Origin of the sequence: Halomonas sp. QHL1 (genome assembly GCF_001882345.1) — a bacterium.
Taxonomy (GTDB): Bacteria; Pseudomonadota; Gammaproteobacteria; order Pseudomonadales; family Halomonadaceae; genus Vreelandella.
This window is the reverse complement of the sequence record NZ_MINL01000001.1, coordinates 1,315,626-1,329,936: the sequence shown is the minus strand read 5'-3', so window position 1 is coordinate 1,329,936 and position 14,311 is coordinate 1,315,626. Positions and strand designations below refer to the sequence as shown.

The window sequence follows — 14,311 nt, the reverse complement described above, 5'->3', positions numbered from 1 at the left end:
TGTGCAGGGTGAAGATTTCTATTTTCAGAAAGTAACACCATCACTATTTTTAAGAAGAAAAATGATCTCTTTCGGAGAGTGTGCAGAAGTTCAAGATAGCGGTAGTCGCCTTGTTGTTCACTCACAGCCAGATTCCGTTTACTTTAAAAGAGAAGACACACTTGTATTTAGAAGTCTTGCTACTATTTCTAGCATATTTAAAGGTATCGATGCTATTTATAAAGAGGCAACAGCAGAAGAAGTAGACAGTTTTCTTAAACAGCCGTTTATCATTACTTTAGGTGGTTTTGGTGAAAATAATGTATCTAAGCCAAACCGGAAACGTATTGCACTGGCCATGAGTACGTTGGAAAGCATGTCAAATGAAGATCGTTACAAGATGCTAGGATATATTGGGAATTATTGTAGTTCAAAGCTAGAAATTCACTCCAACGGAGAGAAGGTTAAAGTGAGTGATGATGAAGACTTGAAGTTACTTCTATATGGTATTGAGCAGCGTTTTTATACTACGCCGTTTGGGGGCGAAAAGCGCTTAGCAAATTCTGTTAAGACACTATAATTGTTTTATTTATAGTTAGCTTTTTTTAATTTTTATTAAGATTTTTTAATAATGCTGTATGTCCAAAAATAGTAAGTAGTCCTGTTGTAAATGCTGACACGAGAGAAGCGTGATCGCTACGGCGCTGAATGACTCTTGCCAGTATGCACTCAGATGGCGTCGAACGTCTGCTTTTGGCCGAGGCTGTGTGAAAACCCAAAATCAGTTGACGATTACAGTGCTATGGGCCTCCTGGAGTGGCGGTCGGCGAGCGTAAAGAAAACGACCATTTTCGTTCCTATTGCCCAACTATAGTGGACCACCATAACGCATACCAAAATGCCGGTTCATTTCGGGAGGTCTGTGAAGAGTAGGTATTGCCTTTGCATTTCAAAAAGTATGCCCACCTCAGCACTCTCCTTTTCAGCTGCTATCGCCTCGGCCTTTTTCAGGCGAGCAAAAGGATGGGCCAGCTCGGGACGACTCTTCGCCCACTCATATAGTGTTACCCCCTTGGCCTTCTGGTGTTTATGCAGGAACTCATCGCTTCCAGGCAGGGTAACTACGAAGGCCACAAAGGACAGCGGCTCGCCCGTCCCCATTGCTTCTTGCATCTCGACGCGGGCCTTTCCCACCAACACCTCCTCGTTCTCCAGCAGCTTGGCCATGTCTTCTTCTCCTTATGGTTTGTTGTATAGAGTAACGCCCGTATACGGCGCTCTTACACCCTATTTCCGCATCCATTGTCTGCATCAGTGTTCTGAGGCGTGCCCCCGGTTAGATGATTTGAACCAGGCATGGTTAACCAGGGTTACCTTGGCAGGCAATGACTATTATGTCTGTGGGGCAGCCGAAAAGGGCAGATCCTGACGAAATGATAATCCTCCATCGTCGAAACGACCCTAGTCTTTGCCCATGAGCTGGTTAGTCATTTGGTACTGAAGCACACGGGTGCAAGCATCTTCCCGTATGGTGTTCGAATCGGCTTTAATAAAAAAGCCGACCAGCTCCCCGAGTTCGAGTATGTCGGTTTAGAGGTCTGTCATGTTCCCTTTGACGGTATAAACCCCCGCGGCCATGAGCACTAAGGTGGTGGGAATACGCAAGACCTGAGCGAACAGGCGGGTTGCCACCATGCCTCCTAGCAGCAGAAGTAGCATTGCAGTAAACAGCATCTGCCACATAAAACCGAAGACCACATCTGGCGACTTGGTGAACAGTTGTGGTCCGGGTTGAAGCCCATGAATCATCAACGCACCGAGTCCCAAAGCCGCTACCAAGTTGCCCGGAATCCCTAGCGTTAGGGATGGAATCATCGCCGAAGCATTATCGGCACTGTTACCTGATTCGGCGGCTGTGACGGCATCTGAACTTCTTTTATACTCCCGTGTGCCGCACTAAGTGCCCCGAACATTGCATCAAGCGCATCGAGGTGTCTTGGGCTCGCACCGGCAGCGACTTCACCTTGTTGTTCGAGCAAGCGGCTATGTCGCTCGTCAAAGGATATGCCGGTGCTGGCAGTCTCCCGGCAGCTGGAGATTTCTAGCAAGCGCCTATGGCGAATCGTGCTTCACTACGTGGGCCGAGTTGGATATATCACGGGTGGCCGCTGTCGGCGTGGACGAGACGGCCTCCCGATAGGCCATCGCTACGTCACGGTGTTCCTCAATATGCAGAGAAATCAGAAACCAGTGATATTCGCTGTGCTTGGCCATGGCAACGATACTATCAAGGCGTTTAGCGCCTTCCTGCGACCCGTGGCGGCGATACGAACAATGTGGTCGAGGTCGTCTGCGACATTTCGCCTGCCTTCCTCAGCGGTCTGACCGGATATCTTCCCCATGCCGAGGTAACGATCGACTGATCCTTTATTGTGCAGAACTTTGCCAAGCGGCTGGAGGAGGGACGCAAGAAAGAGCACCGCGAGCAAGTACACCCCAAGTCGCTGCGCTGGGCACTACAGAAGAACTTGGAAAACTCAAACAGCTGGCGACGCTCCAGGAGTTGGTAGCTGATCAGAGCGCCCTGCCATTGCCTGGGTGATCAACGAGAAACTACGCTGGATTCCAGAAAGCCCCGACGCCCAGAGCGGCTCTGTGGCGCATCACGCACTACCTCAAGGTCATGGAATGGAGGCGGCGGTCTCGGAAAAGCCACTACTGAAGCCGATGGGGAGGGCTCTGGCGACGCTTTAGCGACACGGTGGTCAGACGCTGGCTCTTGGGACTGACGAACGCAAGGCTGGAAGGAATGAATGGTCTGTTCCAGGCGGCTCGATCACATGTACGCACTACCGGAACGAGGTCAACTTCATCGACATGATCTATCTGATTTGCAGCCCGGTGGGCCGCCTGTTCGATCAGGCCAAATGCACATCAAGTGACGAAGAAATATAAATGGTCTGCGGACAACTACGTTGACAAAAACCGCGAGCTAAACACCTAAAAACGACAAAGCCCCCGGCCATGGCCAGGGGCTTTATGTTGTTGGTGCGGGTGGACGGACTCGAACCGTCACGGCCAATGGCCTCAAGATTTTAAGTCTTGTGTGTCTACCTATTCCACCACACCCGCGATAAATATTTAATAAAGTTGTTAAATATCTGTTGTCAAATCGTCGCTAGCGACTAGCAACATTTTTCACTGCTAAGCTGTCGCTTGATCTAACTTATTGAAATTTAATGTCTTTCTAGACTGTCGCCAAGATAATTCAATGATAGCGCTGAAAGCTTTTAAGTCTCTTGCGTCTACCGATTTCGCCATCCGGGCTATACATCACAAAACAATCACATCGCAATGCTGTTTCTTGCTACTTAAAACACCACTGCTACACAAAGATGGAGGCTGGAGTCGGAATCGAACCGGCGTACACGGAGTTGCAGTCCGCTGCATAACCACTCTGCCATCCAGCCTCAAAAGTCGTTGGAGCGGGAAAGGAGATTCGAACTCCCGACCCTCGCCTTGGCAAGGCGATGCTCTACCACTGAGCTATTCCCGCTCGACTCGAGGGCGAATTATACGGATCGCCATCAGGTTGTCAATCAATGAATTAACGCGTGTTCCTTATTTACTTATCAGCAGCTTACATTGAGCGGCTTAGATGCGGCCAAGCGGCTTTCAGGTACTGAATCATCGACCACAGCGTTAGGAGAGCGGCGGTATAAAGCACTACCACGCCCAGCAGCGCAAATTCGTGGGTCGGAGGCAGCGCCAGCAAGATTAACAGCGACACCATTTGCAGGGTGGTTTTCAGCTTGCCTACCCAGGAGACCGCTACCATGCCGCGTTTGCCCATTTCAGCCATCCACTCCCGCAGCGCTGAAATGACAATTTCACGGCCAATAATCACCAGCGCAGGGAGCGTTAGTACCAGAGTGTCATAACGCTCAATCAATAGCGCCAGGGCGACGACCACCATGAGTTTGTCAGCCACTGGGTCTAAAAAAGCGCCAAAGGGCGTTGATTGATTCCAGCGTCGCGCTAAATAGCCATCCAGCCAGTCGGTAATGGAGGCCAGTCCAAATAGGCCAGCCGCCACGGGCATGCTCCAACTGAAGGGTAGATAAAACAGCACCACCAGCAGCGGAATAAAGGCGATTCTCGCCAGTGTCAGTATGTTAGGTATATTCATCGCAGGGTGCGATCCTTGCCGGAAAATCAGAGGATTTGAAATGTCTGGGGGTCATTCTATCCCCCTTGGCCTATGGCATCCATGCCAAACGGGCGTTTATCCGTTGAGCGCCCGGTAAATACTTTCGGCTAATGACGCATTAATGCCCGGCACGCGGGCAAGTTCATCGCGGCTAGCTTTTTGAACGCCCTGAAGGCCGCCAAAAAACCGCAGTAACTCTCGCCGGCGTTTTGGGCCAATACCAGGAATATCCTGCAAGGTTGAAGTGCGCCGCGCTTTGTCGCGCTGAGCGCGGTGACCAGCAATAGCGAAACGGTGTGATTCGTCGCGAATGTGCTGGATCAAGTGTAGAGCGGGGGAGGCAGGGTCCAAGTTGAGTGGGTTGTCGGCGGTTTCCAAAAACAGGCTTTCAAGCCCCGCCTTGCGCGTCGTGCCTTTGGCGACGCCTAAAAGAATGATGTTGGTGATGTCGAGTTCTTTAAACACCTCGCGGGCCATATTGAGCTGCCCCTTGCCGCCGTCGACGATCAAAATATCGGGGGCCACTGCTTCACCATTTTTCACCCGCTTAAGACGCCGTGTCAGGGCCTGCTGCATGGCAGCGTAGTCATCACCCGCGGCGACTCCTTCAATGCGGAAATGGCGGTAGTCGCTTTTACGAGGGCCTTGATGATCAAACACCACGCAGGAGGCAACGGTCGCCTCACCGTGGCTATGGCTAATATCGAAACACTCTAGGCGCTGCGGTGTGTCCTCTAAACCCAGCGCTTTCTGCAGGGCGGTAAAGCGCTGGGTGAGCTGGGTTTGATTGGCCAGTTGGGAGGCTAGCTGCTGCTCAGCGTTGGTAATGGCGAGCTGTTGCCACTGGGCGCGGTGGCCACGCACTTGGCTGGTGACGCGAATGCGCTTTCCTGCCTGTTGGGTCAACGCCTCGGCAATCAGCTCGCTGTCGTCTAAGGGGTGGCTGGTAATCACTTCGCTGGGCACGTTATGCGGTTGGCCAAAATAGTATTGGCTAACCACCTCGGTGAGTAGCGTTTCAAGCGGTAGATCCAGACCGTTTTTAGGCGTGTGATGGCGTGCCCCCAGCAGGCGGCCATCGCGAACGCTTAACACTGAAACGCCAAGCGCACCGGGGCGCTGGGCGAGGGCGAAAATGTCAGCATCACCGCCACCGGTGTCAACAAACTGGCGCTGTTGCAGTTGGCGTAACTGCTGAACCTGATCGCGAAGACGGGCAGCTTCCTCAAAGTTGAGCGCCTGGCTGGCCGCTTCCATCGCTTTCATTAATTCTTGAGTAACACTTTCACTTTTGCCTTCCAGGCACATCACTGCGTGCTCGAGATCGCGCCGGTAGTCCTCGGCAGAGATATAGTCGACGCAGGGGGCGCTACAGCGCTGTATCTGGTACTGCAAACAGGGGCGCGAGCGGTGGGCAAAAACGCTGTCCTCACAGTTGCGAATATGAAATATCTTTTGCATCAGCGCTAAGCTTTCACGCACGGCGCCGCTGCTGGGATAGGGGCCTAAATAGCGACCGTCGTTGCTGCGTTGCCGGGCGCGCTTATACTCAAGCGCCGGGTAGGGATGGCGATCGGTGACAAAGACAAACGGGTAGGACTTATCGTCGCGCAGCAAAATATTATAGGGCGGGCGCAGTTGCTTGATCAGTGTCTGTTCTAGCAGCAGGGCTTCAGTTTCCGTGCGCGTGACGGTTACCTGGACATCGGCGATGCGTCCCACCATGGCCTGGGTTTTGGTATTCAGTTGCCCACGGAAATAACTGGCAAGGCGCGCCTTTAAGCGCTTGGCTTTGCCTACATAGAGCGTATTACTTTGCTCATCGAGCATACGGTAAACCCCAGGCGAAGAGCTTACCGAGCTCAAGAACTGTTTTGAATCAAAGGTCATATCAGCGTGTTGGTACCCGATAACAGCAGGGGAAGATGGGGTTATATTTGAGTAGCGTCAAACCCCTCGACCAGCCCGTGACGTAGCGCTAAGTGAGTAAGCTCGACATCGGTGGCAACCTGTAGTTTATCAAAGAGTCGGTAACGGTAGGTGTTTACCGTTTTAGGACTTAAATGTAGGCGATCGGAGATATCTTGCACACGCTGGCAGTTCACAATCATGAGGGCAATCTGTAGCTCACGATGAGATAGGTGGCTAAACGGGTTATCCTCATTGGTGAAGTGCGAAAGGGCCAAGCGCTGGGCTATTTCTTGACTGACGTAGCGGCGACCATGGAATACTTGACGAATGGCATCCGTCATTTCTATCGCATCTGCACCTTTGCTTAAAAAGCCAGAGGCACCGGCCTCAAGCATACGGCGTAATACGCTGTCTTCCATATGTGCGGTCAAGATTAAGACCTTAATGTCTTCCATGGTGCGGTGAATACGCCGAGTGGCTTCAAGCCCGCCGATGCCTGGCATGCGAATATCCATTAGCACGATGTCGGGCTTTAAATGGCGGCACTGTGTTACCGCACTTTCACCATCGTCTACCTCGCCCACAATTTTAATATCACACTCTTCGTTTAGCAGGTGAGCAATGCTAGTTCTTACTAGGTGATGATCATCGGCGATAAGTACACTGATCAATGGAAAGGCTCCTGCTTGGAAACATCATGGGCTCAGGCGTTGGCCTTGGACGCTGCTCTATCTTGTTAACTAAATGTGCATATAGAGTGCCACAGCTGAAGACAAAGGAGAATTAGTTGGCCACTGATGATGTAAAACTTGACCGGGATAAATGTTCACCGTAGTATGCGCCTCGCTGTTGGGAAGACAGTACGTGGGGCCTTAGCTCAGCTGGGAGAGCGCAACACTGGCAGTGTTGAGGTCAGCGGTTCGATCCCGCTAGGCTCCACCAAAATTCTAAAAAAGCCTCGTTGTTTAGCGAGGCTTTTTTTCGTCTTGCTTTTGCTCGGCTTTATAGCGGCGGTTAGTTAGTCGCCTTTTGTTCGGTGATTTGGCCCAGTAGCAAAAACTCGATCAGCGCTTTTTGTGCATGCAGGCGGTTGCCAGCTTCCTGCCAGACAACTGCGCGGGGGTCGTCAAGCAGCGTGTGACTGATCTCTTCGCCGCGATGCGCGGGTAGGCAGTGTAAGAAGAGTACATCTTGATTAGCCTGATCCAGCATCGCCTCTGTCACTTGGAAGCCTGCGAAGTCGGCTTCACGTTTTGCCTGCTCCTCCTCCTGACCCATGGAAGCCCACACATCGGTGGTGATCAGGTCGACCTGCTTTACCGCTTCCTGGGGGTCGTGTAGCAGCGTCACTTGATCGCCAGCGGCTGCCATGATGTCGGCACGTGGCTCGTAGCCTTTCGGGCAGCAAATACGCAGATGAAAACCGAACTGTCGAGCAGCATTGATCCAGGAGTGGCACATATTGTTGCCATCACCAATCCATACCGCTGTGCGCCCTTTTACGCTACCGCGTAGCTCGGTCCAGGTCATCACGTCGGCAAGTAGCTGGCAGGGGTGATAGTCATCGCTTAAGGCGTTAATCACCGGTACGCTGCTGGCGCTGGCGTAGGTTTCCAGCCCAGCATGAGAGAAGGTGCGAATCATTACCGCATCGACCATTTCAGACAATACGCGAGCGGTGTCTTCAATCGGCTCGCCCCGACCGAGCTGAGTATCGCGGGGGGAGAGAAATAGTGCGTGGCCGCCAAATTGTGCCATTCCCGTTTCAAACGAAACCCGTGTACGCGTCGAAGATTTTTCAAAGATCATCGCCAGGGTGCGGTTGGGTAATGGTGTATAAACAGGACCTTGGGCTTTTAGATTGGTTTTGATCGTAATGGCGCGCTGGATCAAATAGTCCAGCTCATCCGGGGTCAAATCTAGCAAGGTCAGGAAATGGCGTGTCGCCATAAGGGCTTCTCTCCGCGCAAAAACACTATCCTAGCTATGCTGCAGGGGATGCGCAACGCGAACGGCATGCGTAGAATGCCATTTACACGTTAAAGCCGAGCGCTTTACTCAGGTACTAGTTCAAGTGCTAGGCGGGTAAGCATCGGTCATCGATAAGCGAGGAAATAGTATGAGCACGACTGCCGAAAACATTCAGCGTCAAATTAGCGAAAACACGATCCTGATTTACATGAAAGGCTCGCCCCAACTACCCCAGTGCGGTTTTTCAGCCCAGACCGTTCAAGCGCTGATGAGCTGCGGTGAGCGCTTTGCGTTCGTTAACGTTCTGGATAATCCGGATATTCGCGCTGAGCTGCCCAAGATTGCTAACTGGCCGACATTCCCGCAGCTGTGGGTAGAAGGCGAGCTGGTGGGTGGCTGTGACATCGTGGTTGAGATGCATCAGAGTGGCGAGCTGGAAAAGCTGGTAAAAGCCGCTGCTGAGCGTGCCGGTGCGGCGGAAAGTGGTGATAACGCCTAGGCGTTGTCTAACAGTCCGCTTTATTCAGGCGGTTGGCGGGCTGCGGTGCAACCGTTAGAATGGCGTTTGTTCTCGCATCGTCTTTATTATGCATCGTGGCCTTTGCCCCGCGCTGGCTCCAGCGCGGGGCAAATTAGCCCGCCGAAGGAAGTACAGCTTCATGAGCTATCAGGTACTGGCCCGCAAGTGGCGGCCTCGCACATTCCACGAACTCGTGGGCCAGGCCCATGTTCAGCGCGCCTTGGTGAATGCCCTTGATCAGGGCCGTCTGCACCATGCTTACCTGTTTACGGGTACTCGCGGTGTGGGTAAAACCACCTTGGCGCGTATTCTTGCCAAGTGTTTGAACTGTACGGCCAACGGCCGTGGCGATGAAGGCATTACCTCTACCCCGTGCGGGCAGTGCGATAGCTGCCAAGCAATCGATGAAGGGCGCTTTGTTGATCTTATTGAGGTCGATGCGGCGTCAAGAACCAAAGTAGAAGATACCCGGGAACTGCTGGACAACGTTCAGTACGCGCCTACCCAAGGGCGCTATAAGGTGTACCTGATCGATGAGGTACACATGCTCTCCACCAGCAGTTTCAACGCGCTGCTGAAAACGTTGGAAGAGCCTCCCCCCCACGTTAAATTTCTGTTGGCGACCACCGATCCGCAAAAACTGCCGCCGACGGTACTCTCACGCTGCCTTCAATTTACCCTCAAGCATATGCCACCAGAGCGTGTGGTTGAGCACCTCACCTATGTGCTGGGTGAGGAGGGCGTCGCCTTTGATGAAAGCGCCTTGTGGCTATTGGGTAAGGCGGCGGAAGGCTCAATGCGCGATGCCATGAGTCTCACCGATCAAGCCATTGCGTTTGGGCAAGGAGCGGTGCGCCATGCGGATGTGGCCGCCATGCTGGGCACCCTGGATCATCGTCATATTCTTGGGCTGGCAGAATCCCTGGCCGATGTGGATGTACAGCGCTTGTTGGCCGAAGTGGCCGAGTTAGCAGAGCAAGGCCCGGACTTTGCCGCGGTGTTGGATGAGCTATCGAGTATGCTTCACCGCTTAGCGGTGGCGCAGATGGTGCCGGACGCCGTGGATAACAGCCACGGTGATCGCGACGTTATCCTGCAACTAGCAAGCCGCTTCACCGCCGAAGATATTCAGCTCTATTACCAAATTGGTATTCAGGGCCGCGGGGACATGGTGCACGCTCCCGATCTGCGTAGCGCGTTAGAGATGACGCTGCTGCGCATGCTAGCGTTTCGCCCCCAGGGCGTGCCGAAACCGCCGCGCACTCCGCTACCGCTTCGCCGCGAGCCATCCGAGGCGACAGCGGCGGAAACGAGCCCTCAAGTAGCAGTGACAGAGACGCCATCACCGCAGCCGCAGCCCGCGCCAGTAGCTGATGCAAAGCCAAACGTTCATTCCACGCCAGACGCTCAGCCTGAAACGCAATTAGAGCCAAGCCCTGAGCAGACAGCGTCTGTCGCTGAAGAGGAGCCTCCGCTACAAGAACCACCGCCTTGGGCAATCGAAACGGACGCACAGGCAATCGAGGCTGACACTCCCCAGCAAGCCTCTGAGCCAGCGGCTATGGCGGAGCCAGAACCTGTTGCTGAGCAGGCCCTAACACCTGAGCCGGTATCTGAGTCCCAAGCGACGGTAGAGCCCACCGCAGCTGAGGTGCCTACAGTTCAACCAGAAGCCCGGCCAGAAACCCGGCCAGAAGCCTTTCCAGAAACCCAGCCAGGCAAGTTGGATAATGCGCAGTGGTTGCAGTGCTTTGACTCGCTGGGCTTGGGCGGCTTAACCCGTAACTTGGCAGGCAACTGTTTGGTAGAGAGCGACGACGGTACGCTGTTGACGCTTCGCCTAGACCCAAGCCAAGAGGCAATGCAGGCGGAAGTGCACCAAACGCGCATTGAGCGTGCCCTTAAAGAGCAGGGCATGCCACGGCGAATAGCTTTTTACGTTGCTGAGTTGTCTAATAGCCTGGAAACACCTCGGCAGCGGGAAGAGCGCCTTAATAAAGAGCGCCATGCCCAGGCGGTTGATCTGCTAAATCACGACCCCCATGTACAGAAGTTACAGCAGGCGTTTGGTGCAAAACTGATAGAATCCAGCGTTAAGCCTGCCGACGCGATACGCTAAGCGCTTGTTATTTAGGCGAGACATAAACATCTTTTTAACTAGACAGTTTAACTAGACCTTTTAACTACGTACGTTGGAGATAAGACCATGCTTAAAGGTGGAATGGGCAACTTAATGAAGCAAGCCCAAGAGATGCAGGAAAAAATGCAGCAAGCCCAGGAAGAGGTCGCCAAAGCCGAAGTACAGGGCGAGGCGGGTGCCGGTATGGTCAAGGTCACTATGAACGGTCGCCATGACGTTTCAAATGTGTCCATTGACCCCAGCGTCATGGAAGAGGACAAAGAGCTATTGGAAGATTTGCTAGCGGCAGCGGTCAACGACGCAGTGCGCAAATTGGAAGTTAGCTCTAAACAAAAAATGGAAGAAGCGACGGCAGGCTTGAACCTTCCGCCCGGCTTTAAGATGCCGTTCTAAGCAATGCGTTTTTCTCCTCTCGTTGAGCAGTTAATGGATGCTTTTCGCATACTGCCAGGCGTTGGGCCCAAAACGGCTCAGCGCATGGCAATGCATTTGCTCGAGCGTGAACGGCCAGGCGGACAGCGACTTGCTGCGGTTATTCAACAGGCGATCGAAGAAGTCGGCTATTGCCAACGTTGCCGCACGCTTACTGAAGCTAAGATCTGCATGTTGTGCGAAAGCCCGCGACGCGACGATTCACTGCTGTGTGTGGTGGAATCGCCTGCCGATCAACTGGCGATTGAAGAAGCCGGTGGCTATAAAGGGCGCTACTTTGTGCTCCACGGGCACCTTTCGCCGCTAGATGGGGTGGGGCCTGAGTCGATTGGTTTAGACTTGCTGGAAGCGCGAGTTGCAGAAGGGCTCATTGAAGAGGTGGTGTTGGCAACTAACCCTACCATCGAGGGTGAAGCGACTGCCCACTATATTGCTTCGCTGCTATCCGAACACGGCGTCAAACTCTCGCGGCTTGCCTATGGTGTTCCCATGGGTGGAGAGCTGGAGTACGTTGATGGCGGCACTTTGAGTCGTGCATTCAATGGTCGTCTGCCGTTTGCCAGCGAATAAGCTTACCTAAAACGCAAACGCTTTAGCGTTTGCGCCAACCTGGAAGAATACTTTTGTCCTCTCTTACCCCCTCTTTTCAATGGCTTGATACTCCAGAGGCGCTCGATGCGGCGTGCGAGCAAGTATCCGATGCTTCAGTAATTGCTCTGGATACCGAGTTTTTTCGAGAGAACACTTTTTTTCCAGTGCCTGCATTGATTCAATTTACCGCGGGTGAAGAGGCTTATCTGGTTGACCCGGTAGCCGTCCCGTGTACCAATAAATTCCGCGCTCTGCTGCAAAATAGTGCCATCAAGTTACTGCACGCCTGCAGCGAAGACCTGGAAGTCTTCCAGCACTGGGCGGGCGTATTGCCATCACCCTTAATTGATACCCAGGTGGTGCAAGGGTTCTTGGGCGATAACCCAGGCATGGGGTATCAAAAGCTGGTTGAATTTTGGGTCGGCGAAACCCTGCCCAAAGAGGAGACCCGCTCAAACTGGTTGTTGCGCCCGCTGTCGCCTGCGCAGTGCCATTACGCTGCGCTGGATGTGATCTATTTGCTAAAAGTCTGGACGTTACAGGCTGACAAGCTCGCCACATTGGGGCGGCGTGAGTGGGTGGATGCTGAGTGCGCGAGTCTTATTGAACAGGCTGGCCGGAGCGTTGATAACGATCAACAGTGGTACACCCGTCAACGCCAGCTATGGCGCTTAACGCCCCGCCAGCTGGAAGCGTATCGGCTAATGACTACCTGGCGTGAAGGTGAAACACGCCGCCGCGACTTGCCGCGCAACTGGTTGATTGGCGACAAGTTGCTGTTTGCGATCGCAGAAAAGATGCCCAGCAATCGCTTTGAACTTGCTGATGTTGAAGGCATTAAGCCTATGCTGATCAAAAAAGAGGGCGATGCGCTGCTGGCGATGATCAAACAGGCCCAGCACTGCGATGAAGCGGCGCTGCCCAAGCGTTGGCCAGACCCCATGCACCCGACGTTTAAGTCACGCTTTAAAGCACTTAAAAAAGCGGTCACGGGTAAAGCCAATGACTTGGGAGTGGCGCCGGAAATGCTCATGCGCCGCCGTGATATTGAAACACTGGTGATGCAGGACTTGGCGGGTGAGCCGTTTACCTGGCCGAGCGGTTGGCGGGGCGAATGTTTGAATGCTGCGTTGGCCCAAGCCCTTGAGGAGCGTCCATCATGAGCGATAAATTGATCTGCGAGGTTTTCAAAAGCTCGCGTAAAGATGAAATGTATCTATACGTCGATAAGCGTCAAGGGTTTGCAGACGTTCCAGAGCAATTGCTTGAGACCTTCGGCAAGCCGGTGCCGGTGTTTACCATGCTGTTGACCGCTGACAAAAAGTTGTCACGGGTGAATGCGGCAGACGTAGTGGAAGGGATTAAAGACAAAGGCTTCTATTTACAAATGCCGCCGCCTAAAGAGGCCTATTTGCTTGATGTGCACCGCGCCCATGTTGCCTCGCGTTCTGATGCCCCTTCTGACGAACAGTAGCGCCACCCAGTTATGAATTTTCTGGCCCATGCGTGGTTGGTGAGCGCCGGTAGCGATGATTTTCTCTACGGCAATTTAATAGCCGATGGCGTTAAGGGGCGCGATTTAAGCGATTGGTCCCCTGCTACTGCGCTGGGCATTCGCCATCACCGGCGAGTGGATGCCTGGGTGGATAGCCATCCTAGCGTTGTTAATGCGCGGCGGCGTGCGCCAACGGGTCAGCGTCGCTATGCGGGAATAGCGCTGGATATGGTGTGGGATCATTTCCTGGCTCGGGATACGGCGGGGCAGGCGCATCAAGAAGCGATTGTTGAGCGTTGTTATCGGCTACTCTCCGCTCGCACTGCGCCGAATCGGCTAGCAGGTATGATGCCGATTCTCGTCGAGCAGGACTGGCTAAGAGGCTACGCTGACTTTGCGTTTACCTGCCGGGCCGTTGCCGGCATTGGGCGACGTTTGTCTGGCCCTAATCAGTTGGCTGCTTTAGTGCCTTGGCTATACGACGATTATCAAGCATTAGAGGGCGATTTCCAGACATTATGGCCCGCTCTTATGGCTGAATTAAGCCACCAAGACAGATCCCCATCATAAAGAGTTATTCAGTGACAATGAGGTAGCAGGATGGAAACCGCGATGCGCGAACGTTTTTGGGAGCGCTTTACCCTTGAAGAGCTGACGCCCCGGGAGTGGGAAGCGCTATGTGATGGCTGTGGTCAGTGCTGCCTGCTGAAGTTGCACGACGAGGACACCCAAGAGCTGGCGGTGCTCAATGTTGCCTGCCGTCTGCTGGATACCCACAGCTGTCAGTGTAGTGATTATGCTAACCGTTTTGACAGCGTGCCAGACTGCACCCAGCTGACGCCTGCGTTGGTTAAAGAGTTCACCTGGCTGCCGCAGAGCTGTGGCTACCGACGGGTGGCGGAAGGGCGCAAGCTGGCTGGTTGGCATCCGCTGTTAAGTAATGACGCCGAGCGGGTTCACCGCAAAGGCATCAGCGTGCGCAGCTTTGCGGTGTCCCAAGACGAGGTGCCGGAGCAGCAATTAGAGTCGCACATTATTGCCGTGCTGCCGATGTAGCTCCCT

Annotated in this window: 15 protein-coding genes and 4 tRNA genes; 10 read left to right on the top strand and 9 right to left on the bottom strand. The window is 53.5% G+C overall.

Annotated features, from left to right (window positions below; all coding sequences use genetic code 11):
* Position 1 precedes the first annotated feature (1 nt).
* Positions 2-559, top strand: a complete 558-nt coding sequence (locus tag QHL1GM_RS06090) for a hypothetical protein (RefSeq protein ID WP_254795264.1) — start codon at positions 2-4, stop codon at positions 557-559.
* 326 nt (positions 560-885) lie between these two features.
* Here QHL1GM_RS06090 and QHL1GM_RS06085 read toward each other — a convergent pair whose 3' ends face one another.
* The 8 genes from QHL1GM_RS06085 to uvrY form a co-directional block, all read right to left on the bottom strand.
* Positions 886-1,206 carry a hypothetical protein gene (locus QHL1GM_RS06085; protein WP_071693672.1) on the bottom strand — a complete coding sequence of 107 codons (321 nt, stop codon included), beginning with the start codon at positions 1,204-1,206 and terminating at the stop codon, positions 886-888.
* Positions 1,207-1,569: 363 nt separating this feature from the next.
* On the bottom strand, positions 1,570-1,854 hold the full coding sequence (locus QHL1GM_RS06080) for a tripartite tricarboxylate transporter permease (protein WP_254795263.1): 285 nt from the start codon (positions 1,852-1,854) through the stop codon (positions 1,570-1,572).
* 1,171 nt (positions 1,855-3,025) lie between these two features.
* Positions 3,026-3,111, bottom strand: a tRNA-Leu gene (locus tag QHL1GM_RS06070).
* A gap of 264 nt (positions 3,112-3,375) precedes the next feature.
* Positions 3,376-3,449, bottom strand: a tRNA-Cys gene (locus QHL1GM_RS06065).
* Positions 3,450-3,460: 11 nt separating this feature from the next.
* A tRNA-Gly gene (locus QHL1GM_RS06060) sits at positions 3,461-3,535 on the bottom strand.
* Positions 3,536-3,619: 84 nt separating this feature from the next.
* Positions 3,620-4,168 (bottom strand): CDP-diacylglycerol--glycerol-3-phosphate 3-phosphatidyltransferase, encoded by a 549-nt coding sequence (gene pgsA, locus QHL1GM_RS06055; RefSeq protein ID WP_071693670.1) that lies wholly within the window; start codon positions 4,166-4,168, stop codon positions 3,620-3,622.
* Between the two features lie 96 nt (positions 4,169-4,264).
* A complete protein-coding gene (gene uvrC, locus QHL1GM_RS06050) occupies positions 4,265-6,079 on the bottom strand; it encodes an excinuclease ABC subunit UvrC (RefSeq protein ID WP_071693669.1) in 1,815 nt (604 codons plus the stop codon).
* A 41-nt stretch (positions 6,080-6,120) separates the two neighbouring features.
* Positions 6,121-6,771, bottom strand: coding sequence for a UvrY/SirA/GacA family response regulator transcription factor (gene uvrY / locus QHL1GM_RS06045; protein ID WP_071693668.1), 651 nt, complete (start codon positions 6,769-6,771; stop codon positions 6,121-6,123).
* 195 nt (positions 6,772-6,966) lie between these two features.
* On the opposite strand from uvrY, the gene QHL1GM_RS06040 reads away from it, so the two are divergent.
* Positions 6,967-7,042, top strand: a tRNA-Ala gene (locus tag QHL1GM_RS06040).
* A 72-nt stretch (positions 7,043-7,114) separates the two neighbouring features.
* Here QHL1GM_RS06040 and argF read toward each other — a convergent pair.
* Positions 7,115-8,050: an ornithine carbamoyltransferase gene (gene argF, locus QHL1GM_RS06035; protein ID WP_071693667.1), complete on the bottom strand. Its 936-nt coding sequence runs from the start codon at positions 8,048-8,050 to the stop codon at positions 7,115-7,117.
* A gap of 169 nt (positions 8,051-8,219) precedes the next feature.
* Here argF and grxD point away from each other — a divergent pair, with 169 nt between their 5' ends.
* The 8 genes from grxD (at position 8,220) to QHL1GM_RS05995 (ending at position 14,305) form a co-directional block, all read left to right on the top strand.
* Entirely contained in the window at positions 8,220-8,570 is a 351-nt protein-coding gene (grxD, locus tag QHL1GM_RS06030) for a Grx4 family monothiol glutaredoxin (protein ID WP_071693666.1), read from the top strand.
* A gap of 160 nt (positions 8,571-8,730) precedes the next feature.
* Complete coding sequence (dnaX, locus tag QHL1GM_RS06025; RefSeq protein ID WP_071693665.1) at positions 8,731-10,710, top strand: DNA polymerase III subunit gamma/tau; 1,980 nt, start codon at positions 8,731-8,733, stop codon at positions 10,708-10,710.
* 87 nt (positions 10,711-10,797) lie between these two features.
* Complete coding sequence (locus QHL1GM_RS06020) at positions 10,798-11,124, top strand: YbaB/EbfC family nucleoid-associated protein (protein ID WP_071693664.1); 327 nt, start codon at positions 10,798-10,800, stop codon at positions 11,122-11,124.
* Between the two features lie 3 nt (positions 11,125-11,127).
* Positions 11,128-11,733 carry a recombination mediator RecR gene (gene recR, locus QHL1GM_RS06015; protein WP_071693663.1) on the top strand — a complete coding sequence of 202 codons (606 nt, stop codon included), beginning with the start codon at positions 11,128-11,130 and terminating at the stop codon, positions 11,731-11,733.
* Between the two features lie 47 nt (positions 11,734-11,780).
* Positions 11,781-12,917: a ribonuclease D gene (gene rnd / locus QHL1GM_RS06010; RefSeq protein ID WP_083571078.1), complete on the top strand. Its 1,137-nt coding sequence runs from the start codon at positions 11,781-11,783 to the stop codon at positions 12,915-12,917.
* Positions 12,914-13,228, top strand: a complete 315-nt coding sequence (locus QHL1GM_RS06005) for a YcgL domain-containing protein (protein ID WP_071693661.1) — start codon at positions 12,914-12,916, stop codon at positions 13,226-13,228. The genes rnd and QHL1GM_RS06005 overlap by 4 nt, the downstream gene beginning before the upstream one ends.
* 12 nt (positions 13,229-13,240) lie before the next feature.
* Positions 13,241-13,819, top strand: coding sequence for an ACP phosphodiesterase (locus tag QHL1GM_RS06000; protein WP_071693660.1), 579 nt, complete (start codon positions 13,241-13,243; stop codon positions 13,817-13,819).
* Between the two features lie 30 nt (positions 13,820-13,849).
* On the top strand, positions 13,850-14,305 hold the full coding sequence (locus QHL1GM_RS05995; protein WP_071693659.1) for a YcgN family cysteine cluster protein: 456 nt from the start codon (positions 13,850-13,852) through the stop codon (positions 14,303-14,305).
* The last annotated feature ends 6 nt before the right edge of the window (positions 14,306-14,311 follow it).